A 21,808-nucleotide genomic window follows, 5' to 3' on the forward strand; every position below is an offset into this window, starting at 1 on the left:
CTAATCCGCGCGAACGACGATCAACCCTGTAGTGCGATTGTATGACGACACGCCGTAAATCAGGTACAAACGCACTACAAGGTTGCGCCAAGTTAGGTATAGATTCGAGATTTTTCGCACTGAATGAAGCGTATCGCTCGCGCGTTACAGCGCGCTCACGTCTTCGCTTGCGTTGAAAGCACACTGTGCTTTCAACTTTGAGCAAGCTCAGCGAATCGAAGTGCATTCGCGCGCTACGCTTTAAGCGCTCAAGCAAGTCGATTCGCAGCTCTTTGATGGTGATTCGCTGAAGTAGCAAGAAAAATCGAGAATCTCGGTGATAAAAACCACGCAAAAGTTCTAGATATTCAGAAGGTTTGATGTATTTCTATACGAGCAATAAAAGAGGAGAGTAGCGACGGGATTTGCGAGGAGAGAAATACTCAAACCTCGCGCAATACCAAGTAAGGAAACCGTACTACGCTCTAAACCCAGACGCTCGCCTAGATGCCAGCGGCTGCTACTGCTGAGTTGTTGCTTTAGCTGCTAATGTATTGACGCTTAATTGCGGATGTATTGACGCATTGAAATAAGTGCGAAACCAGAGCGGAAACATTTGCTGTGTTATTCCACGGCATCTGTTTTCGCTCTGGCTTTATTTGACCACATTTGCAGGAAAAATGTAAGGCGATTGGAGTTGCGTTAAAAATTACGTAAGTAGCTCTGTAGTTCAGTATGCCATATTTAGTACGTGTAGCATTGCGTATGTCGCCTGATATTACCTAATGCCAGTAGTACGCTGTCATTATCGCAGTGGTATGCTATTTCGCTACCAGTACCCAGATCATTTAACGGCATCTATTTGTCGCACCTATATCTCTGTAGCTTATACCTCTGTAGTCTACAGTTCTATAGCTTTACAGATATAACAATGCTCCGTGGTTGAAGAGTTGTCGTAAATTTTGCGAACCCTTTTATCACGGAGCATATGTATATTATTTATTCAATTTTAATATTTGTTGCACCACCAACGTTTAGTCGCGCTTCTTCCTGCGAATAATGACTGCGAGTGCAGCACCTATTGCGCCTGCGAGTGCAGCAACAGTGCTTGCTGCAGCAATTGCAGAGCCTGTATTGGTTAACTTTGATTGCGCAACATGACCGGAGGAGTGATGTACAGGAGACTTAGGAGCTTGTAACTGAGTGTTATTGCTCTTATTCCTGTTGTTTTCACTGTTGCCAGTGTGTTCATCAGAATCATGAGAACCAGATTCATGTTCTGGGGTTGGCGCAGGTGCTGGTTCCGGTGTCGGTGCTGGTTCCGGTGTCGGTGCCGGTTCCGGCGTTGGTGTTGGTTTCTTGGTTGGGTTGTTTCCTACTTTACCGTTTGCCTTGTTGGATGGTTGACCATTCTTCTTGGCTTGCGCGGTAATCGTACTACCATCCTTGATTTGGGTTGCAGGGATGGTGACTTTACCAGTCTTAGGATCAACAGTCACGCCGGTTGTGGTATTACCGTTAATAGTCCAGTTACCATTCTTATCTTTCTTCACGGTAATTGTTACAGGAGTCGTTGTATCGCCTTCTGGAATATACGTGATTTCTAGAGTATCAGCGTCTGCTGGTGGGGTAACAGTTGCGGAACCTTGCTCAACACCATCTTGTGGCGTGAGTATAGTCGGCTCACCCGCAGGCGTTGGCGTTGGTTCTGGTGCAGGCTTCTCCTTTTCGCCAACTTTAGCAGTTACCACTTCTGACTTGCTCTTGCCAGTCTTATCGCTACTGTCTTCTGATTGCGCAGTAATAGTGCTACCGTGCTTAATCTTGTTTGCTGGAATCGTAACAACGCCAGTTTGCGGATTAACGGTTACGCCTTCTGGAGCGTCTCCGTCAATCTTCCACTCATGCTTGTCGCCTTCAGCAACAACAGTAATCGTTGCGGTTGTTTCACTGCCTTCTGGAGTGTAAGTAACTACAACCTTGTTCACGCGCGTATCCGTGAGATCAGGCGTCACGCTAGCACCACCCTCGGCTGGAGTGTCAATCTTTGGCTTAGTTATATTTCCGTTGACAGTAATATTTACGCTATCGCCTGTCTTTGCACCATCACCCTTACCGTTGGTTGGTGTGAGGGTGACGATGGCACCAGGCTTTTGCTTGTCGATAGTAATAGTGAAGTTGCCATCTTTATCTGCGGTACCAGTTCCGATTTGATTGCCATTGTTATCGGTAACAGTTACTCTTGCGCCCGGAAGAGTCTTTCCAGTGATGATTTGTTTAGTAGAATCATCTGGATTGTCTTTTAGCGTTTGCTCACTAATCTGTGGAGTCTTAAAGCCAGTTACAGCAGTAGCGGGATCAGATGGTTTGTCCGTCTTGTTCTTAGATACTGCAGTAATAGTGCTGCCGTCTTCCAAATTCTTTGTTGGAATAGTAACAACGCCAGTATCTGGATTAACGATTACGCCTTCTGGAGCGTCTCCGTCAATCTTCCACTTACCATTGTTATCCTTCTTAGCAATAATTGTGCGAACTGGCTGTTCTGGACCATTGATTGAATTTGGCTTAGCATTGATTTCAATTTTCACAACCGTTGTGTCATCAGTTGGCGGAGTTACAGTTACGTTTCCGTCGTTCTTCTGGTTGTCGGTTGGTACCGTAATCGTTGGCTTTTGTGGCTTAGCTGTGACGATTACAGTAGTTGCATCACCATCAACTCCACCCTTGTTTGGAACAAGTTTGAGTGTTGTTCCAGGGGTCTGATGAGGAACATCAACGGTAAAGCTGCCATCTTTATCTACAGTGACAGTTATTTCTTTATCGCCATCCTTCAATGCGATGCCATTACTGTTTTGAACCTTGATAGTGGCTTCAGGAGTTCCCTTACCAGTAATAGTTGTCTTGCCATTATCTGCAGAACCTTTATCGCCAGGCTTGTTTTCGGCTTTACCATCGTTGATAACTGGCTTGTTCTGTGCCACAACGTTTACTGTTACTGGTACGTTCACAGGATTTGCGATACCCGGAATAGTTACCACGACAGTGCCGCTCTTATTGTTTCCAGCTGTCTTGGTATCTGGAGTACCGTTAGTTGCCCAAGCAAACTTGGTTCCGTTAGGTAACTCATCCTTATTGGCAATGCTGTTTTCTGCGCTTGGAGAATCACCAACATGTACGCTCACCGTTTTACCGGCTGGATTTGGCACAACGAGCACGTTGACTGGAATGTCAATATCTGGCTCGCCTGGCACCTTAACGGTCACAACGCCTGGTTGGTTGCCAGTCTTTGAGGTATCAGGCTTCTTCTTCCAAGAAATACTAGCATCCTTAGGTAGATCCTTATGATTCTTAATAACATCCTCTGGCTTAGGAGTAGTGTCAGTTGTGTCACCATTCTTCTTTTGCAACACAGTTACGTCGTTTGCAACAGGTGCTGGTGTCACAGTAATTGTTACTGGCACTTCTTGAGGTGCTTGCCCTGGAATCTTGACAATCACTGTGCCACTAGCAGTGCCTGGCTTGTCGGTCTTTGGGGCAGCATCTTTCTTCCACTCGAATGTGGTTCCCTTAGGGAGTTTGTTGTTGTTATCAATGCTGTTCTTAGGATCAGGATTGCTGTTCTGTGGGACGGTGGTTTCCTTTGCTATAGGCACAGGGTTTACGTTCACAGTTACAGGAACATCAATCGTATAACCAGACTTGCCATTTACACCTGGAATGGTGACTTTTACTTTACCGCCTGTCTTTTCTCCAACGGTATCTGTAGTTGGTTTGCCACTATCTTCCCACTCGAACGTAGTGCCATTAGGGAACTTACTGGTATCGCTAGAATCCTTAATAACATCCTTAGCTTCTGGCAATGTGCCATTTTGTGGAACGTTCACAACATTCGCTTCTGGCTTTGGCAAAACGTTCACTGTTACAGACACTTCCACAGGCTTTTGACCTGGAATAGTAACAATAATCTTGCCATTCTTTGCGCCAGGATTGTTAGTATCTGGTTTATCTTCAGGTTTCCACTCGAACGTAGTGCCATTAGGGAACTTACTAGTATCGTGAGAATCCTTAATAACATCCTTAGCTTCTGGCAAATCCTTGCCCTGTGGCACGTTGACTTCAGATGCACTTGGGTCAACAACGTTAACCTTTACTTCAACTTCTTGAGGAGTATCAGATCCAGGAATAGTAATCTTTACTTTGCCTTTTACGCTGTTACCTTCCTTAGATGTGTCTGGTTTTCCGTTGTTATCCCACTCGAACTTAGTGCCATTAGGGAACTTATCCTTATTGACAATGCTGTCCTCTGGCTTAGGCTCCACGCCCTTTGGCACAGTCACAACTTTAGCTGTAGCAGTTGGAGCCTTGATAGTTACAGGTACGTTAATAACAGTTGTTGATCCATCCGGATACGTAACTGTTACAGGCACTTCAAACTTGCCAGCCTTATCTCCATTAGGGATCTTAGACTTATCGCCATCAGCAATAGAGTAAGTTGGCTTATTTGTTTCGTTCGTTGGCCAGGTAGGAACACTTACTTTGCCGATAATTTCGTCGTCCGAAGGCTTTTGACCATTATCTTTTTCAAGATTATCTGCCTTAGGTGGGTAAAGTTCAGACTGCTTATTGCTAATAGTTACTGGCACGTCAACAATGTCAGTCGTGCCATCTGGGTAGGTGACTTTAACCTTAACAGTAGAGTTTCCAGGAGTTTTACCATCTGGAAGCTTTGTGTTAGGCTCGTTCAACTCAATCTTTGGTTGTTCCTTTGAATCTTTTGACCAATTAGGAACAGTTACATTGCCTGTTACATCATCAGATGTAACCTGCTTGCCAAACGGCTTAACAACAGGTGTTACCTTTGGCTCGAAAGTATCCGACTGCTTGTTCTTAATAGTCACATCAACAGTAACTTCATCAGTTGTGTTATCCGGGTACGTGACTTTAACCTTAACGTGATAAGTGCCAGGCTTTGTGCCGTCTGGAATATCCTCATCTTTGCTGGTGATGGTGACTTTTGGCTTATCGCCATCCTTCTTTGGCTTAAAATCAGGAACAGTTACAGCATCCGTAACAGCTTTCTTGGTCTTTTCTTTACCAGTGCCATACGGCTCTTCCACAGTGTCAACTGCAGGAGTGTTTGCAGTGGCATCGGTATCTGTAACTACTACAGGCACTTGCACAACAGTGCTGGAACCATCTGGATATGTGACCTTAACAGGTACGTTAGTTGTGCCAGTCTTATCTGTAGTTGGTAGAGGAGTTTTTGGATCTACAAGCTCTACTTTTGTTTTAGATTTATCTGGAGTCTTGCCATCAACTGTAGAAGTCTTCACAGCATTCTTAATGTCTTCAGCAGTAGGTGCTGGATCATTACGCTTCTTGTTGATAGCTTCTGCGCCTGGTTTGTAGGTCTCGTTATCTGGCTCGCCAACTGTTACAGGAACTTCCACGTGATCCTCAGAACCGTCAGGATACTTAACAGTAACCTTAACGTTTACGGTTCCAGGAGTCTTAGTGTCGATAGGTGTTTGACCTTTATCAACTGTAATTGTTGTACCATTTGGTTTATTTGGAACAGTGACTTTAGCAATGATGTCATTGTCAGAAGGGCCACTTTCTCCATACTTCTTAGTGATTCCGCCGTCAACCTTTGGCGTATGAGTTTCACTTTGAGGCTTTCCTACAGTAACCTTTACTGTTGCGTGATCTTTAGAGCCATCCTTATATGTAATGGTTACAGGAATATCGAAAGTACCAGGCTGAGTGCCATCTGGAACAGTCTTAGCTTTGTCGTCAATAGCAATACTTGCGCCTTCTGGAAGCGTTATATCTTTGCCTTGCTTATCTTTACCAAAGCTAATACCTTTATCCTTGCCAACGCCGGTAATCTTGCTGGATATACCTGCATTCGGCGTCTTATTGTAGTCAATGTTAATTGTTTGACCTTCTGGCTTATAAGTTTCGCTTTGTGGCTTCAGCACTCTAACAGTTACTGTTGCAACGTCACTAGAGCCATCCTTATACGTAACCTTAACCTGCACTTGGCTTTCGCCAGGCTTATCGGTGCTTGGAACGTCTTTTGTGTTGACGATTTCTACTGACTTGAGTTTATCTTTTCCAGATGTGCCATTCCACGTCAAGCCGCCGCCATTATCAAATGACGTGATTTTCTTAGTCAATTCTTCTGGCTTAGTGTTCCATGGAACTTCAACTGTTTGACCCTTTGGATCATAATCCTTAGCATCCTTATGAATCAACACAGGAACATTAACTATTGTAGTTGAATGATCCGGGTATGTAATTGTTACAGGAACAGTGTGAACACCATCATCTTGAGGAATATTTCCAACTGTGAAAGTCAAATCTTTCTTATCAATTGGGGTCTTCTTCGGGTCATCCTTCTTGGTAATAATAATCGCGTTTGTAATAGCGTTTTGGTCAGGATTCTTTGGTGTAGCATTAGGAGCAGCATTATGCTCTTCAGCATCCGTGTATACGGAAATCTGAACCTTTAGCTTGGATGTATTGCCAGCTTCGTCTTTAACAATAAGATCACGAGACCACTTGTTATCGGACGAATTAGTTAACTTCGGATCTCGCTTTCCAGTGCCCTTAATATGAATAGTTGCAGGCTTTTCTGCAGAATTTCCGTTTTGATTGTCAACAGTGATTTTTCCGTCGTAGCCTGGGAATGTTGATATTGTTGCGCTACTAATCTTGCCGCTGTTATCGTAAGACTTAATTTCAATATCAAAAGGCTTATCTTTATGTACTTTAAATTGGTAGTACATTTGTTTATCGTCATGTTTCACCTGATTTGTAGCAGGGTTCTCAATAACAGGCGCGATATTGTCCTTAACGGTAACTTTTGTCTCCACGTCTTTAGTTGAGCCGTCTGGGAACGTTATGCGGACTGTAGCGGTTGTATCTTTGCCAGGCTTATTCCAATCTGGTTCTTTAGCCCAAGAATACTTAGCGTCCTTAGGCAGTTTCTTCACTGCTTCTGGATCAATGCCGCTCTTAGGATCCGGATGCTTTGTGCCGTCGCTCATGTTGTACGTAACAGGCGTTCCTGTGACTTTGCTGTACTTATCTGATTGCGGTTTAACGATAAACTTCACAGTAACTTTATTAGTGTTGCCCGAAGGGTCCACAGCTGTGATGGTACGCGTATACTCGCCAGGCTTAGTGTTGAGTGGAGTAGTGCCGTCAAGCGTCAAAGTCTTAGGATCTGCAGTTGTGCCAGTTCCAGTAGGAGCTTTTTCTGTCTCGCCTGGAGTTTTAGGCGTTAAAGTAAGAGTTGTAACTTCTCCGCTATTGTCTGTTGCAGTAATCTTAATATCGTTCTTATCACCGCGGTACGTATTGATAATAAATACTGGTGCGTCTTTTGGACCACTTAGATGTGTGCCGTTAATGGTGTTATATGTACCACCGTCGCCCTTTTGCTGAATCGCAACTTTAGGACTTTCGTTATCCCTAACAGTTACCTTAACGTCAACAGTTTCAACGCGTGGGTGATTTTTGTCGTTAGTAGGAATAGTTACAATAACTTTTCCAGACTTTTCTTTGCCAACAGTGGAAGTGTCTGGAGTGCCGTTAGTTTCTTTGCTCCAAACAAACTTAGTTCCTTTTGGTAAGCTTCTGTGGTTGGCAATAGCCTTCTTTGCGTCTTTTTCGTCTAGCTTATGACCTAAGTCAACAGTAATATTTCTCGGCTTAATGTCTTCTTTTTTCTCCACTTTTACAGTCACAGTTTTTTCTGTTTTGTGACCAGCAGCATCAGTTGCAGAGAACGTAAGAGTGTAAGTGCCAACCTCTTCAGGCTTAAAGCCGGAGAATGTATAAGTAAGTTTCTTCTGTGTGTCTGTATTATTCTTAGAATCGTACTTGACTCCAGCGCGAGTTGGGTTACTAAGCAGCTTTGTTGGGTCATTGTTAAACAGAGCCATCGTTGCTGTTGCTGTGTCAATAGACTCAATCTTTACATCATCTTTTGCAGTAAGCTGAATTTTCAAATCTTCGCCAACTTTTACGGTAACGCTATCTTTATCAGCAGTAAGCGTTGGAGCTTTGTTATCCTTAGTAGCCTTCTTAGCGTCGCTTGCGTCAGAGCTTACGGAATCTGCAGTAGTAGTTACTGCAGTAATGTTTCCTTCAGGAATGCCGTTAGCAACTGTAATTGTAACTTTGCCATCAGCTCCAACGGTTCCAGTTCCAATTTGATTGCCCTTGCTGTTCTTAAGCGTTACAGTGCTTCCAGCTGTGCCAGGACCAGCGTCAACTACAACTTCCTTGCCCTTTACGCCTGCAACACCAGTCAAATCAGTCTCAATTGTAGGCTTCTTAGGGCGCACAGTGAAAGTGACCTTTTCTTCTGCAGTACTGCCGTCGCTAAATGTGACTTTAGCAGTGTAAGTCTTCTTTCCCGCAACGTTTGTGGAAGGTTCGCCGTTCACCCACTCTGCGCTCTTAATTTTATCTTTAACATTCTTATCGGTTATGCCAAGATATTGCTTAGCGTCAACCTTGTTTTCTGTTTTAGTAAGAGTGTCGCCAACATTTACTTTAACTTCGTGATCTTTCAGCTCGCTTTTGTGTTGCAATGCGAGCGGCTTTCTGACAATTACAGGAATCGTAACAATATGGTACGAATTGTCTGAATATATTACTTTTGCTGATGTGGATGTTGTAGCAGTATCTTTCCCATTAAAAGCTATATCTGGTAGTTTAGTCTCTGGGAAAGTATTGAAATCTAGTTGTCCACCGCCTTCAATATTAGAAACATGTTTCTTTAATTCTTCATTAGTTGCCTTATGTCCCCAATCAACAGTAATCGGTGTAGTGGTTGGAGCCTTGTACTTCTGGTTCAGATTTTTAAGATGTACTGTAACTTTCTTTTCTACTTTGTTTCCAGAAGCGTCGGTTGCAGAGACAGTAACCGTGTAGTCAGTATTTGCTGGCGTGTTGCCGTTCTTATATTCAAACTTAACTCTATTAACAACATGGTTGTGATGCTTAGCTTCAGTTGCTTCCATGCCATTACTGTTTTCAGTGACATCTCCATTACCGTTAGGAAGACCCTTAACTGAGAAGCTATTAACCTTTCCGCTGTCATCTGATGTGCCGAAAGTGATTGTAGGAATATCTCCCTGATATACGGTTATGCTGTTGTTGGAGTTGTCAATCTCCTTGCCGTTTAAATACAGCTTTGGAGGGATTTTATCGCTTTTTGTAGGTGGCACATTTTCGTCTTTTGTGCGACCAGAAATAAACGTGTATGCAGAATGAGTAGTTCTTCCATAAGAGCTGCTATTTGCCCAAGTAAAGGCATTTTTGATTTCTTCATCGGTTACACCTGGTCGAAGCTTTAACTCGCAATGCATTCGTACAGCGTAATCAACGTGAGTTGTTGTTATACCAATACCATAGTTGTAGCTGTTATAAGGTCTTTGGTTTGGTGGGAGAGCCTTTTTGATAGCGGAATCCAAAGCATCTGGGTTAACATGGAAGTTGTCTTTTATATCTTGAGCACCAGATCCGCCAGGGCGTACGCCTATAGAGTAATGATATGTTGAGTTATTGTGATCCTGACTATCTTTCAAGAAGTCTTGATTGAAAGATTTGCTTGCATCGTGTTCAAACAAGCCAATATCGTGTGAAAGATTTGCATACGTTTGAGGTGATTTGTTATTGCGCTTGTAGAAGTCAAAACTAAGATTGCGCATAGTGTCACCCTTGTAGCCGTCGTTGCTTAAATCGGCAATTGCATAAGGAATTTGCCACACGTATTGATGCTTTGTTGATGCGGAAACCATGGATTTGCCGTCATTGTTAAAGAACACGTCGAAAACCAAGTACTTGTTATTGCCTTCGCCTTGAACGTGTGCATACATGTCGGTTTTGTTGATGATTCTATCCCAGTCGCCAACTTTGTCGTCTCCAACGTAGCCAAATTCGCCTCTACTGTTTAAGTAACGGTAGCGCTGATACTCAAGAATGTTTGGCGTATGTAGCCAAGGAGTAGGGTCTGCGTTACGCACTTCTTGCGCAAAAGCTGCCGTAGTTGGAGGAAGAAGAATATTAGAGGATGCGAGGATTGGCTGACCGCCCAAGCAAGTGGCGGCAGTAAGAACTGTGGCAAGTGTGCTCAATGACACCTTGCGCATGGTTGCATACGCAGAAGATGAATCAACGTTTTTAAACGAGCTCTCAACTTGCTCGCGTGCATGCTTTTTGCGGTTGTTATTTGCCATAATAATCCGTAATCCTTTATTCTTGTGCTTCTTAATTTAACGTTCCTTAATGTGTGTCGTATATAAACTTGTGTCTAGTTCTTCTTCAAATACGAATTCTGTGTTTGCATAAAGCAACGGTAGACAATAAGTACGCTTATATACATGCTGCATAATATTATATCGTATTTTTACTATTTTGTCGTAATTTTTTTATTGTTAAGTATTCCATAACTGTAAAATTTCCTGCGGGGGGGGGGGGTGCTCTATGTATAAAATATTGTCATAACGACGGATTGTTTAAAATTATCTAAAATTTTATCGTTTTATAGTAATTTATTCGCATATGAATTAATCACACTTGTAGCGTTTCTTGTACACATGCTTAAGCAGGTCGTAGCGGCGTAATTTTCTGGCGTTTGCTGTCGTTTTTGTAGTTTTGGAAAACATTTGCCGGTGACTTTTTCGGCGTCTGCTACTGCAGTAAAAGCGTGCAAGTGATTGTTGATTTAAATATATTTTATACAAGATTTTATATAGTATTTTTGCGTAGAACATAAAAAAGTATGTATATGTACTAAAAGTAGGTGTGTATGATTGCAGGAATAGGGCACGACTTGGTAAACGTTGCGCAGTTTGCTGAGCAGATGCATGATGGCGATGGTTGGCGTGCTCTGTTTTCTCAGAGAGAGCTTAGACAGTGCGCCATGCGAGCGCACTCAAAAAACGACGCTGAGGCGATGCATATTGCAGCGCGCTGGGCTGGAAAAGAGGCGGTTATAAAATCTTGGTGCGAGGCTTTATCTTTGTTTGAAGATGCAAAATATCCTTACACGCTAGATAACACACCGTGGTCGAGTATTGAGATTTTAGATGATTCTCGTGGTTGCCCAAGTGTTCATCTTGATGATGCTGTTAATGAAAAGCTTATGCAATCTTTAGGCACGGTTCCTATGATTAATGCACAGAATGGTTTTTCTATTAGATGGCATGTTTCTTTGAGCCACGATGGTTTGCTTGAAGATGCATCTGCAATCGCCTCTGCGTTTGTGATTCTAGAAATAGCTTAGATATTTGCGATTTGCACTGTATGGTTTTGTGTATTTTTCCCGCGTTTGTTGTCGTATTTGCATAAAAAGGGAACAAACGCGGGAATGTTAATAGTGTGCTACAACGCTCTTGAGAATCTAAGTGGAGTGTCGTTAGTTGTTTTATGTCAAAATCATCTGTATAATTGTTCGAGTCGCTGTTTTGGGGTCTTATAAAAATTCCATTACGTGCAATTGCGGATGTAGCTCAATGGTAGAGTATCAGTCTTCCAAACTGATGACGCGGGTCCGATTCCCGTCATCCGCTCCACTTGATTTCTGTGATTTCTTTGATTCCGATTGTTCTAAATATATCGTGATTAGTCATAGTTATTTTTGTGTTTTTTCGTTATTCTGATTTGCGATTTGTTTCTTTACTGTTTGCGCATATTGCTATGGTTGTATGAGGTAAAAACACGTAAAAGCATATCTCTGGAGGAGTTGTGGGACAAATTATTGTACGTGTAATTGCAAGTTTAGTTTCTGTTGCTACTGCATTTGTTATGAACGTTTCTCCATCTATTAATGTTGAAGGACGTGGTGTTTTTGAAGGCTCTGCTTCTAGTTCATCAAGAAGTTCATTAAGAAGTGCCAAAAATAATGCAATAAAAAGTGCAGATAATGGGAATAGTAATTCTGCTGAAGATAATCGTTTGAATGGTTTTGCCGATGGTGATGCCAATAATCCTGATTTTAAGTTGCCTTCAAAAGTGGCGTCGTCATTTAAGAATAGTGACGAAGTAGTTTCTTCAAAATATGCTCTTACATCTACTGGTCATTTGAAATCTCTTAAAACTGGCGATATTGTTACTGATCCTAAAATTATTGGCACTAAAGACAAGCAGCCAGATCCTCTTGCTAAGAGCGATGGAAGACGTTTTACGCCTATTACTGTTGGAGATTTGCGAAAAGCAATTAAGCGCTACAATTCTACGAATTCTACGAATTCTACAAATTCTGCCAATCCTTCCAAAGTTCGTCTAATAAGCTCAAATCAGCCTATTCCAGACGAGTCTAAATCTTCTGCTAAAGCAAAAGATTCAACAATATTGTCTTCTAAAACAGCCACAACAACTGATGGTATTGTTCGCAAAGCCTATTTGCCTGTAACAAATTATGGCGTGGAATGGGAAGATTACAATGGTTCTCAATCATTCTTTGATGGCAACGGAAACATGTTTGCTTATAACGCTAGGGGTGTTATAGATGTTTCTGAATATCAGCACGAAATTGATTGGGCTGCTGCTAAAGCCGCTGGAGTAGAAGGTGCGATAATTCGCATCAGCTACGGTTGGGATAATGGCTACGATAAGTATGCTGTGAGAAATATCAACGAATGCAAGCGTTTAGGTATTCCTTTTGGAGTTTATGTTTATTCCTACGCTGAAACGCCTTCTGATGGCGCTTCCGAAGGTGCTGATGTGGCGAGGCTTTTGCAAGGTGCTGGAGTTAATCCAAGTGACCTTTCATACCCTGTTTACTATGATTTGGAAAGATGGGAGTGGGCAGGGCATCAACCACCTACTGATCCATACGTTTATCAGAATATTGTCGCATCGTGGTGGAATCAGCTGGCTTCTGCTGGATACACTAATCTAGGTGTTTATTCTTATGCGAATTATTTAAACGGTCCGCTTAATTCCCAATACATTCACGATCGCACAAGCTGGGTTGCTAGCTATGGTGCCACTACGCTTTTTAACATTACAACACCATTAGGTGGTTGGCAGTACACTTCTAGCGGTTCTGTATCTGGAATTCAAGGTAATGTTGATTTAAACGCATTTGGTACTAGGCCAACTACGCCTACAAGCCGCGCTCACATCGATTTTACGTGGATTATTCGCAGTGATGATATAGCTGTAGGTGCCGCAGCAAGTAGTAGTATTTACAATCATATGGAATATCGCTGGCTTGCTTACGATTTGCTTAATAAGCAGTGGAAGACTATTTCTGACTGGTCTGTTAGCAATTGGGCTTCTTGGGTGACAAGCAACGGTGATTATTGGCTTCACTGTGATGTTCGTGATTCGTTCACTAAGAAGCCTTTGGGCAACAAAACCATTGCTTTCCATTATGAGATTCAAAATGCACCGGCTCCTGTTTTTACAGGTGATACCGTGATTTCTGGCACTTATGCGGCTTGGCGTGGTAGCAATGTTTTACTAGGTGCTACTACAAATAATCCTAATGGTTACACGATTATCAAAATATATGACTATAACGCCAAACAATGGGTGAGCCAATTTAAGGGTCCGTGGGCTTTGTGGAGTCCTAAGCCTGGAATTTATTGGACACATTTTGAAGCCTACACATCTAATGGTACACTCAAAGATACTAAGACTTATGCTTTTGGAGTGTAGTTTTAGACTAAGAGTTAATATTTTCTCTGGTTGTTTCGTTTAAGAGAAAAAATGGACCAGGTGCAATAGCATCTGGTCCATTTTTGTGCGCGAGATGGGACTTGAACCCACATGTCGTAAGACACAGGAACCTAAATCCTGCGCGTCTACCATTTCGCCACTCGCGCTTAAATCGCCTAAAACAAGCGAAAAAGAAACTTTAAGAGCCACTTGACAGAATCGAACTGTCGACCTTCTCATTACGAGTGAGACGCTCTACCGACTGAGCTAAAGTGGCAATTTGCCCGAGAAGCATTCGCGACTCGCGCACAAATCAAATACTATATATTAATATTTGCAATTTGTCTAGCATGACGCGCCGCAAATGTTCGCATGTGTTCTAGTCAAAGTGTATTTCTGTCCGCTTTTGTGAGTATCTTGGCAATTGGAAGATAGTGATGCACAAGTTCCACTTTGCGCGCATTTACACGTGTTTACTTTATAGTTCACTGTGATTCTCGATGATTATTGTGATTAAAACGTGTTCGAGTGTGCCTAAAGATTGATAAAACAAGGCATCACGTCACTTCATTCAAGATGAAAGGACCAAGAAATGGCCATCAATCCACCAGTTGACGCCGTTAAAACACCTGAATGGGCTGCTTTGCAGAAGCACTATGATGAATTGCAGTCCGAAGGCGTGAGCCTGAAGAAGTGGTTTGCTCAGGATGCAAATCGCGTGGATAAGTTGAGCTTCGAAGCTGGAGACCTCCACTTCGATCTTTCTAAGAATTTGATTAAGCCAGAGACGCTTAAGCTTTTCGCCGACCTTGCAAAGGCAGTTAAGCTTGATGAGCGCACTAAGGCGATGTACACTGGCGTGCACATTAACAACACCGAAGATCGTGCAGTATTGCACACCGCTTTGCGTCGTCCAGCCGAAGATGCTGGTAAGTTCATGGTAGACGGTCAAGATACCGTTGCCGACGTGCGTGAAGTGTTGGGTCGCATTTACGATTTTGCTAACGAAGTTCGCTCCGGCGCTTGGAAGGGCGTTACTGGCAAGAACATCAAGACCGTTGTAAACATTGGTATCGGCGGCTCTGATTTGGGTCCAGTAATGGTTTACGAAGCCTTGAAGCCATATGCTGACGCTGGAATTAGCGCTCGCTACGTTTCTAATATCGATCCAAATGATATGGCAGAGAAGACCAAGGATTTGGATCCAGAAACCACGCTTTTCATCATTGTTTCCAAGACTTTCACCACTTTGGAGACTTTGACCAACGCTCGTACCGCTCGTACCTGGTTGCTTAACAAGCTTCAGGAGAGCGGTGCTATTGACGGCAGCGACGCAAAGAAGGCTGAAGCTGTTGCTAAGCACTTCGTGGCTGTTTCCACCAACCTCGAGAAGGTTGAAGAGTTCGGCATTAACCCAACCAACGCTTTCGGATTCTGGAACTGGGTTGGCGGCCGCTACTCTGTGGATTCCGCTGTTGGCACTTCTTTGGCTGTAGTTCTTGGACCAGAGCGCTTCGAAGAGTTCTTGAAGGGCTTCCACGCAATCGATACTTACTTTGCTGAAACCCCATTCGAGAAGAATGTTGTTGTGCTTCTCGGTATGCTCAACGTTTGGTACCGCAACTTCTACAAGGTTGCTTCTCACGCTGTGCTTCCATACGATCAGTACTTGCACCGTTTCCCAGCTTATTTGCAGCAGCTCACCATGGAATCCAACGGTAAGTCTGTGCGCTGGGACGGCACTCCTGTAACAAGCGAAACCGGCGAAATCTTCTGGGGTGAGCCAGGCACCAACGGCCAGCACGCTTTCTACCAGTTGATTCACCAGGGCACTCAGCTTATTCCAGCTGACTTCATTGCTTTCGTGAACACGCCAAATCCTACTAAAGATGGCGATCAGGATGTGCACGAGCTCTTCTTGGGCAACTATCTTGCACAGACTAAGGCTCTTGCTTTCGGCAAGACTGCTGACGAAGTTCGCGCTGAAGGAACTCCAGAAGAGATTGTTCCAGCTCGCGTATTTAGCGGAAACCGTCCAACCACTTCTATCTTCGGCGAAGCTTTGACTCCATTTAGCTTGGGCGAGTTGATTGCTCTCTACGAGCACATCACCTTCGTCGAAGGCACTGTTTGGGGCTTGGATTCCTACGATCAGTGGGGTGTGGAGCTTGGCAAGCAGCTTGCAAAGCAGATTACTCCTGCAATCTCTAAGGATGACGATGCTTTGGCAGCTCAGGATGCTTCTACCCAGAGCTTGATTCGCTTCTATCGCGCTCATCGCAAGTAGTAGTGAGTGTGTAGCAATCTTATTTGATTGTTGATTTAAAGCCTCTTGTTGATTAAATCTTCAAGAGGCTTTTTCTCTAATCGACTTGCATGGGCGCTTTGACTGAGCTTGAAATTCCATAACGCATTTCAAGCTCCTTCAAAGCGTGATTTGGCTCAAATGTAAAGTCCAGTGGACTTTACATGCCAAATCAGCCGAGCGGATACTAATAGCCGTGAGGAATAGCGTAGCGCGCGAATGCACTTCGATTCAAAAATAGGTTGACACAAGAGCAGTGATAATTTATAATGAGCACGGTCGGTAGGTAAGGCTACCACGGGGATACGGGTTGCTGCCGCAACACAGTGGAGACACTGCAAGTTGGTCAACAGTCGTTGTCGATTTCAAGGCTTCGACTAATGCAACACCACCGCCCTGCGAAGCTGAAGCTTGAACGACAAGATTAAGGCTGATTTCTTTTGATTTAAAAATCACCTTATGTCTTCTTGCTTGCCGTCCGGTTCAATGATGATACGATGATACGGTTTTGCGTTGGCGCGCACAAGCTAGAGGAGGTGATTGCCGTGAAACATGACAGTAGCAGTAGTACCAGTTGTAATCAAAGTGCTAATACAGTTAATGCCGTTAGTGACGATTCAGACAGTATTAGTAGTAGTACAGACGTTCCCCCTGAATATACAAAAGATGAATATAAAAAACCGGCAGTCACCGCCAAAATGTTTGCGATTACAGGTTTTGCGATTAAAGATTTTATTTTATTTGATTTGTTGGGATAAGTCGCCAGCAACCGCGCGCTAAATAAGCGCTTCTAAAATAAAGTCTAAAATTCTAAGCGAAATTTAAGATAAACGCAAAAAATAGTGGTGATAAGCGGCAAACGCGTGTAAAAATACGCGTTCCCAGAGGACTTATCATGACAATATTTACAACATCTGGAAAAAACGGTGCTAGTACGCAAGTAGACGAAAACACTCGTTTTTGGTCCGACATTATTGTGTGCGTTGGTATAATCGCGCTTTTTGGAGTAAGCGCTTTCCTTTTGCAGCGCATTAACCAGCCGATTGGACCTAAAGGAATACCTTCTGCAGTTTCAACTGACCTTATTAATTTGCCTTACTACACGCTTAGATCCGTGTTTCGTATGATGCTTGCGCTTATAGCATCGCTGATTTTTACCATTATTTACGGATCTCTTGCAGCGCGCAGCCGCCGACTAGGCAAGGTTCTTATTCCGTTGCTAGACATTTTGCAATCCGTTCCAATTCTTGGCTTCCTTTCGGCTACAGTAACGATTTGGCTGGTGATTTTCCCAGGATCGATGATGGGCGTTGAAGCCGCTTCGATTTTTGCGATTTTTACAAGCCAGGCTTGGAATATGACTTTCTCGTTCCACCGTTCGCTTTTAAGCGAGCCAAAAGAGCTAGACGAGGCAGTGCGCAGCTTGCAACTTACGCATTGGCAGCGATTCTGGGTGCTGGATATGCCAAACGCAATGATTCCGCTGCTTTGGAATTGCATGATGAGCGTTGGCGGCGGATGGTTCTTCCTTACTGCTTCCGAAATGATTTCCGTAAACAATCACACTTACGCGCTGCCTGGAGTAGGTAGTTTTGTGGCGCAATCTGCAGCAGAAAACAAGCTTGGAAACATTTGGTGGGCTATTTTATCCATGATTGTTGTTGTGCTAGCGATTGACTTCTTCCTTTGGAAGCCGCTTACCGCCTGGGCAGAACGATTCCGCATAACTCAAAGCGCATCCGACGAAGAACGAAAGAGTGCTGTTTTGACACTTATTCGTCATTCGCATGCCGACGAAGTTATTAGCAAGCTGTTTTCTCCGATTCGCGAATGGCTTGAAATTATTACACGACCATTCGGACGCACAGGTTCACAGTGGCCGCGTAAAGCATCACAGCGTAAACTTGGCGACTTGGTTTTCAACATTGTTATGGCTGTGCTGATTTTGGGGCTTGCTGCTCAAATGCTTTACTTTGTAGCAACTCGCACAGGTTTGCAGGAGTTTGCTACAGCTGGAGCGTTAGGAGCTTTGACTTTTGCTCGCGTAGCTGTGTTGATTTTTGTGAGCTCGCTGATTTGGGTTCCAGTAGGCGTATATATTGGCATGAATCCTAAGATTTCGCGAATTATGCAACCTGTTGTGCAAATTCTGGCTAGCTTCCCAGCAAACTTTGTGTTCCCATTTGCAATGATGTGGTTTATGGCTTGGCATATTGACCTAGGTTGGGGAAGTATTATTTTGATGGCGCTTGGCACGCAATGGTACATTCTGTTTAACGTTATTGCAGGCGCTAGCGCGATTCCAGACGATTTACGAGAAATGGCAAGAAGCTTTAGATTAAATCGTATGCTCAAGTGGAAAACTCTTGTTTTGCCTGCGATTTTTGGATCCTGGTGCACTGGCGGAATTACTGCCGCTGGCGGTGCTTGGAACGCTTCGATTGTGTCAGAGATTGTGGAATACGGCAAGAATCACATGGCAACTCAGGGTTTGGGCGCGTATATTACGAATGCAACAACCGTTGGTGATTCTGTAAAAACGCTTGTGGGAGTAACGGTTATGAGCTTAATAGTGGTGTTAAGTAATCGACTGTTCTGGACGCCTTTGCAAAGGTATTCGGCAAAAAGATTTGTTTTGAATTAATCGACTAATTAATCGACTAATCAATCGAATAAATCAAATAAACTACGGAAAATTAAACTTTTTAAGTTTATAAACTTTTTAACTTTACAAAACAGATTGGCAAATATTATGAACACTTTGAACAAAACCGCAGAAAAGGCTGCGCAGAACTTTGCTGCACAATCTTCAGTTACAAGCGATATCATCGACGCAAAACACATAACTCAAAGTTTCACATCGGATAGTGGCACTACTCAGCACGTACTTCACGATATATCGTTTACGTTGCGCGAAGGCGAAATCGTTGCAATTCTAGGGCGTTCTGGCGCTGGAAAATCAACCTTCTTGCGAACAATGGCAGGCTTAATTCAGCCAACAGAGGGAACTGTAACGTATCGCGGTCGCGAGCTTATTGGTCCAAACCCAGGTGTGGCAATCGTCTTCCAAACCTTCGCACTTATGCCATGGCTTACAGTTCAAGACAATGTGGAGCTTGGTTTGCGCGCTAGAGGCGTTAGTAAAGAAAAGCGCACGGAGCTTGCTCTCGCAGCAATAGATGCTATTGGTTTGGACGGCTTTGAAACAGCGTACCCAAAGGAGCTTTCTGGCGGCATGCGTCAGCGCGTAGGTATTGCGCGCGCACTGGTTTTGCGCCCAGATGCTCTGTTTATGGACGAGCCATTTTCTGCGCTTGACGTCCTTACAGCAGAAAATCTTCGTCAGGAAGTTCTTAAGCTTTGGTCTAGTGAAGAGCGTGATATCAAGTCTGTTGTAATCGTTACGCACAATATTGAAGAAGCTGTGCAAATGGCAGATCGCGTGGTGGTTTTGGGATCTCATCCTGGGCATTTGATTGCAGACGTGCAAGTTGATTTGCCTCGCCCGAGAGACAAACATAGTGCTGAATTTGAGGCGATGGTTGATAATCTTTATGCGATTTTGACTGGTTCTATGCCAGAGGGTGAATCTGAGCCAGATAATACTGATACAACGGTTGCTGGCGACTTGTCTGCTGCAGATGGCGATTCTCAACCTGTGGAACAGACGGATGCGGAAGAAACAGAAGCTGCTGCAATCGCCGACATGCTTATTCAAAAGCATCACGACGCGGAGGCAGAAGCTAAGCAAAACGAGGAGCAGGCGGATGCGGGGGAGCCGAAGCCTGAGCCTGTTGCTGTGCACTTGCTGCCGAACGCAACGCCAGGAGGAATGGCAGGTTTGCTAGACGTTATTTCGGAAGAGCCAGATGGCATTGATTTGGCTGATTTGGCTGCGGATCTGTCGTTCGAAATCGATGATTTGTTCCCACTTGTAGATGCTGGAACAATGCTTAATTTGCTTACAGCAGAAAATGGTCATATTACTATTACTCCAGCAGGTCAAGAATGGCATAATGCCGACATTTTGCACAGCAAGCAGGTGTTTGCGCGTCTTGCAATTGAGCATGCTCCTCTTGTTCATGCAATTGATCAGGCTTTGAGCCGAAACCGCAATGGCAAGCTTCGTGGCGAGTTGATTTTGGATTTGCTTCGCAGCAAGCATACGGACGCCTTGGCTCGTCAGCAATTTGATATTGCGATTAGCTGGGGTCGTTATGGTGAGCTTTTTGACTACGATGCCGATGATGACGAATTAACTCGTACTGTTGAGACGGCGCCGCTTAATGGCGTTGTGCGCTGAAATAGTGCGAAATAATGCTCAATAATGTCCATTATTGAGCATAAATTTGTGTTCTGTATGCTTTCGATAAGGCGATGCCGCATAGTCGACTTATCAATAGTCTAGCCTGCTTTTTTAAAGTTTTGGCAGATGGAAGCCCTGAAAAGCAAACTTTTTGGGAAGGATTATTCAAAGTAAAGTTGAAAAAGTTAAAATTAGACTAACTTACTTTGATGTAGCTTACGTCGATATGCGGCGGCGAGGAGGAATTATCATGGTGAATGCTGTAGAAGCATTTGATGCTAAGCATCTTAAGTCTGCTGAGGAAATCCCAGCTTTCCGTCCTGGAGATACTGTTGACGTTAACGTTAAGATTCAGGAAGGCAACAACACTCGTATTCAGACCTTTACTGGCGTTGTTATCGCTCGTAAGGGTGCTGGTGTTCGCGAGACTTTCGTTGTACGTAAGGTGAGCTTCGGCACTGGTGTTGAGCGTCGCTTCCCACTTCATTCCCCAGCTATCGATTCGATTAAGCTGGTTCGTAGTGGTCGCGTTCGTCGCGCTAAGCTTTACTACTTGCGCGCTTTGCGTGGTAAGGCTGCTCGTATTGCCGAGCGTCGTGACAACAGCGCTGCTAAGTAAATTTATTTAAGGTTAAGGATTTAACATTAAGGATTAATATGTCTGCCGAAGACTTGCAAAATAGCGATGGTCACATTGTTAATGTGGCAGGTCACGGCTTAAATCCTTCTCCAGTTCCACCGGAGCCAGAAGAAAGACCAAGTCTAACTTCTGGCTTCAGTGCTAAACGTGCTAGGCATGGAAAAATAAAAGGGAATCATATTTCTGGATATCAAGATAGTGATTATGATTCCTCTAAATCTCAGTCCAAGGTTCGTACTCGCAAGCTTTTTAAAACATCTTGGAAAGAGCTTGTTGCATGGTATCTTGTGCCTATTCTTGTTGTTATTTTTCTTCGTGTTTTTATTCTCGGCGTATATTTTATTCCATCTGGCTCCATGCTAGACACAATTCATATTGGCGATTATGTTGTTACGTCTAAGCTCACTCCTCGCCTGTTTTCACTAAATCGTGGAGATATTGTTGTTTTTGAAGATCCTGCTAATTGGCTTCAAGGTGAAAATAGTCGCGGCGGAATTGTGTCTGGTAAAGATCTTATAAAGCGTCTAATTGGATTGCCTGGGGATACCGTTGAATGTAAGGGCGATGGTGACCCAATTCTTGTTAACGGTGTTCCTGTGCTTGAATCTGCTTATATTAAACCAGGTGTAAGTCCTAGTTCCTTCCCGTTTAAGGTGAAGGTTAAACCTGGTCATGTATTTGTTCTAGGAGATAATCGCGCTAACTCTGCGGATTCTAGGTATCATAAGAATGATGGTGACGATGGTTTGGTACCTATTTCTAAGGTTGAAGGCGTGGCATTTATGCGTTTTTGGCCTTTGAATCGTATGGGTATTTTTGAAAATCATAGCGATGCGTTTGATGATGTAAGAAATAAGTCAGATGCTAAATAGTTCTTTTAAACGTGCGTAGA

General features: G+C 43.6%; 9 protein-coding genes, 3 tRNA genes and 1 riboswitch. Of the genes, 9 read left to right on the forward strand and 3 right to left on the reverse strand.

Annotated elements, in window-relative coordinates; translation table 11 throughout:
* Positions 1 to 1,013 precede the first annotated feature (1,013 nt).
* On the reverse strand, positions 1,014 to 10,235 hold the full coding sequence (locus HXT55_RS01875) for a Rib/alpha-like domain-containing protein (RefSeq protein ID WP_421792308.1): 9,222 nt from the start codon (positions 10,233 to 10,235) through the stop codon (positions 1,014 to 1,016).
* A gap of 572 nt (positions 10,236 to 10,807) precedes the next feature.
* On the opposite strand from HXT55_RS01875, the gene HXT55_RS01880 reads away from it, so the two are divergent.
* The 3 genes from HXT55_RS01880 (at position 10,808) to HXT55_RS01890 (ending at position 13,665) form a co-directional block, all read left to right on the forward strand.
* Positions 10,808 to 11,284, forward strand: coding sequence for a holo-ACP synthase (locus HXT55_RS01880; protein WP_004138637.1), 477 nt, complete (start codon positions 10,808 to 10,810; stop codon positions 11,282 to 11,284).
* Positions 11,285 to 11,499: 215 nt separating this feature from the next.
* A tRNA-Gly gene (locus tag HXT55_RS01885) sits at positions 11,500 to 11,573 on the forward strand.
* A gap of 172 nt (positions 11,574 to 11,745) precedes the next feature.
* On the forward strand, positions 11,746 to 13,665 hold the full coding sequence (locus HXT55_RS01890) for a glycoside hydrolase family 25 protein (protein ID WP_421792310.1): 1,920 nt from the start codon (positions 11,746 to 11,748) through the stop codon (positions 13,663 to 13,665).
* 86 nt (positions 13,666 to 13,751) lie between these two features.
* On the opposite strand, the gene HXT55_RS01895 is transcribed toward HXT55_RS01890, so the two are convergent.
* Together HXT55_RS01895 and HXT55_RS01900 are read right to left on the reverse strand one after the other, a co-directional pair.
* Positions 13,752 to 13,832: transfer RNA gene (locus tag HXT55_RS01895), tRNA-Leu, on the reverse strand.
* Between the two features lie 37 nt (positions 13,833 to 13,869).
* Positions 13,870 to 13,942, reverse strand: a tRNA-Thr gene (locus tag HXT55_RS01900).
* 315 nt (positions 13,943 to 14,257) lie between these two features.
* On the opposite strand from HXT55_RS01900, the gene pgi reads away from it, so the two are divergent.
* The 6 genes from pgi (at position 14,258) to lepB (ending at position 21,788) form a co-directional block, all read left to right on the forward strand.
* Positions 14,258 to 15,952, forward strand: coding sequence for a glucose-6-phosphate isomerase (gene pgi / locus HXT55_RS01905; RefSeq protein ID WP_004114451.1), 1,695 nt, complete (start codon positions 14,258 to 14,260; stop codon positions 15,950 to 15,952).
* Between the two features lie 289 nt (positions 15,953 to 16,241).
* A riboswitch (M-box (ykoK) riboswitch) is annotated at positions 16,242 to 16,402 on the forward strand.
* Between the two features lie 113 nt (positions 16,403 to 16,515).
* Positions 16,516 to 16,728 carry a hypothetical protein gene (locus HXT55_RS01910; protein WP_226913173.1) on the forward strand — a complete coding sequence of 71 codons (213 nt, stop codon included), beginning with the start codon at positions 16,516 to 16,518 and terminating at the stop codon, positions 16,726 to 16,728.
* 137 nt (positions 16,729 to 16,865) lie between these two features.
* On the forward strand, positions 16,866 to 18,614 hold the full coding sequence (locus HXT55_RS01915) for an ABC transporter permease (RefSeq protein WP_009994359.1): 1,749 nt from the start codon (positions 16,866 to 16,868) through the stop codon (positions 18,612 to 18,614).
* Between the two features lie 108 nt (positions 18,615 to 18,722).
* The gene (locus HXT55_RS01920; RefSeq protein ID WP_415682826.1) at positions 18,723 to 20,273 is read left to right on the forward strand and encodes a nitrate/sulfonate/bicarbonate ABC transporter ATP-binding protein; all 1,551 of its coding nucleotides are present in this window, start codon (positions 18,723 to 18,725) and stop codon (positions 20,271 to 20,273) included.
* A 253-nt stretch (positions 20,274 to 20,526) separates the two neighbouring features.
* Complete coding sequence (gene rplS / locus HXT55_RS01925; protein WP_004114457.1) at positions 20,527 to 20,895, forward strand: 50S ribosomal protein L19; 369 nt, start codon at positions 20,527 to 20,529, stop codon at positions 20,893 to 20,895.
* Between the two features lie 38 nt (positions 20,896 to 20,933).
* Positions 20,934 to 21,788 (forward strand): signal peptidase I, encoded by an 855-nt coding sequence (gene lepB / locus HXT55_RS01930; protein ID WP_004116642.1) that lies wholly within the window; start codon positions 20,934 to 20,936, stop codon positions 21,786 to 21,788.
* The last annotated feature ends 20 nt before the right edge of the window (positions 21,789 to 21,808 follow it).

Origin of the sequence: Gardnerella sp. KA00718, from assembly GCF_049244285.1 — a bacterium.
GTDB lineage: Bacteria > Actinomycetota > Actinomycetes > Actinomycetales > Bifidobacteriaceae > Bifidobacterium > Bifidobacterium vaginale.

Excerpts from the sequence above, each read along its gene's own strand:
- pgi (WP_004114451.1), top strand. The coding sequence starts at position 14,258 with ATGGCCATCAATCCACCAGTTGACGCCGTTAAAACACCTGAATGGGCT.
- HXT55_RS01915 (WP_009994359.1), top strand. The coding sequence starts at position 16,866 with ATGACAATATTTACAACATCTGGAAAAAACGGTGCTAGTACGCAAGTA.
- HXT55_RS01875 (WP_421792308.1), bottom strand. The coding sequence starts at position 10,235 with ATGGCAAATAACAACCGCAAAAAGCATGCACGCGAGCAAGTTGAGAGC.
- lepB (WP_004116642.1), top strand. The coding sequence starts at position 20,934 with ATGTCTGCCGAAGACTTGCAAAATAGCGATGGTCACATTGTTAATGTG.
- HXT55_RS01920 (WP_415682826.1), top strand. The coding sequence starts at position 18,723 with ATGAACACTTTGAACAAAACCGCAGAAAAGGCTGCGCAGAACTTTGCT.
- HXT55_RS01880 (WP_004138637.1), top strand. The coding sequence starts at position 10,808 with ATGATTGCAGGAATAGGGCACGACTTGGTAAACGTTGCGCAGTTTGCT.
- rplS (WP_004114457.1), top strand. The coding sequence starts at position 20,527 with ATGGTGAATGCTGTAGAAGCATTTGATGCTAAGCATCTTAAGTCTGCT.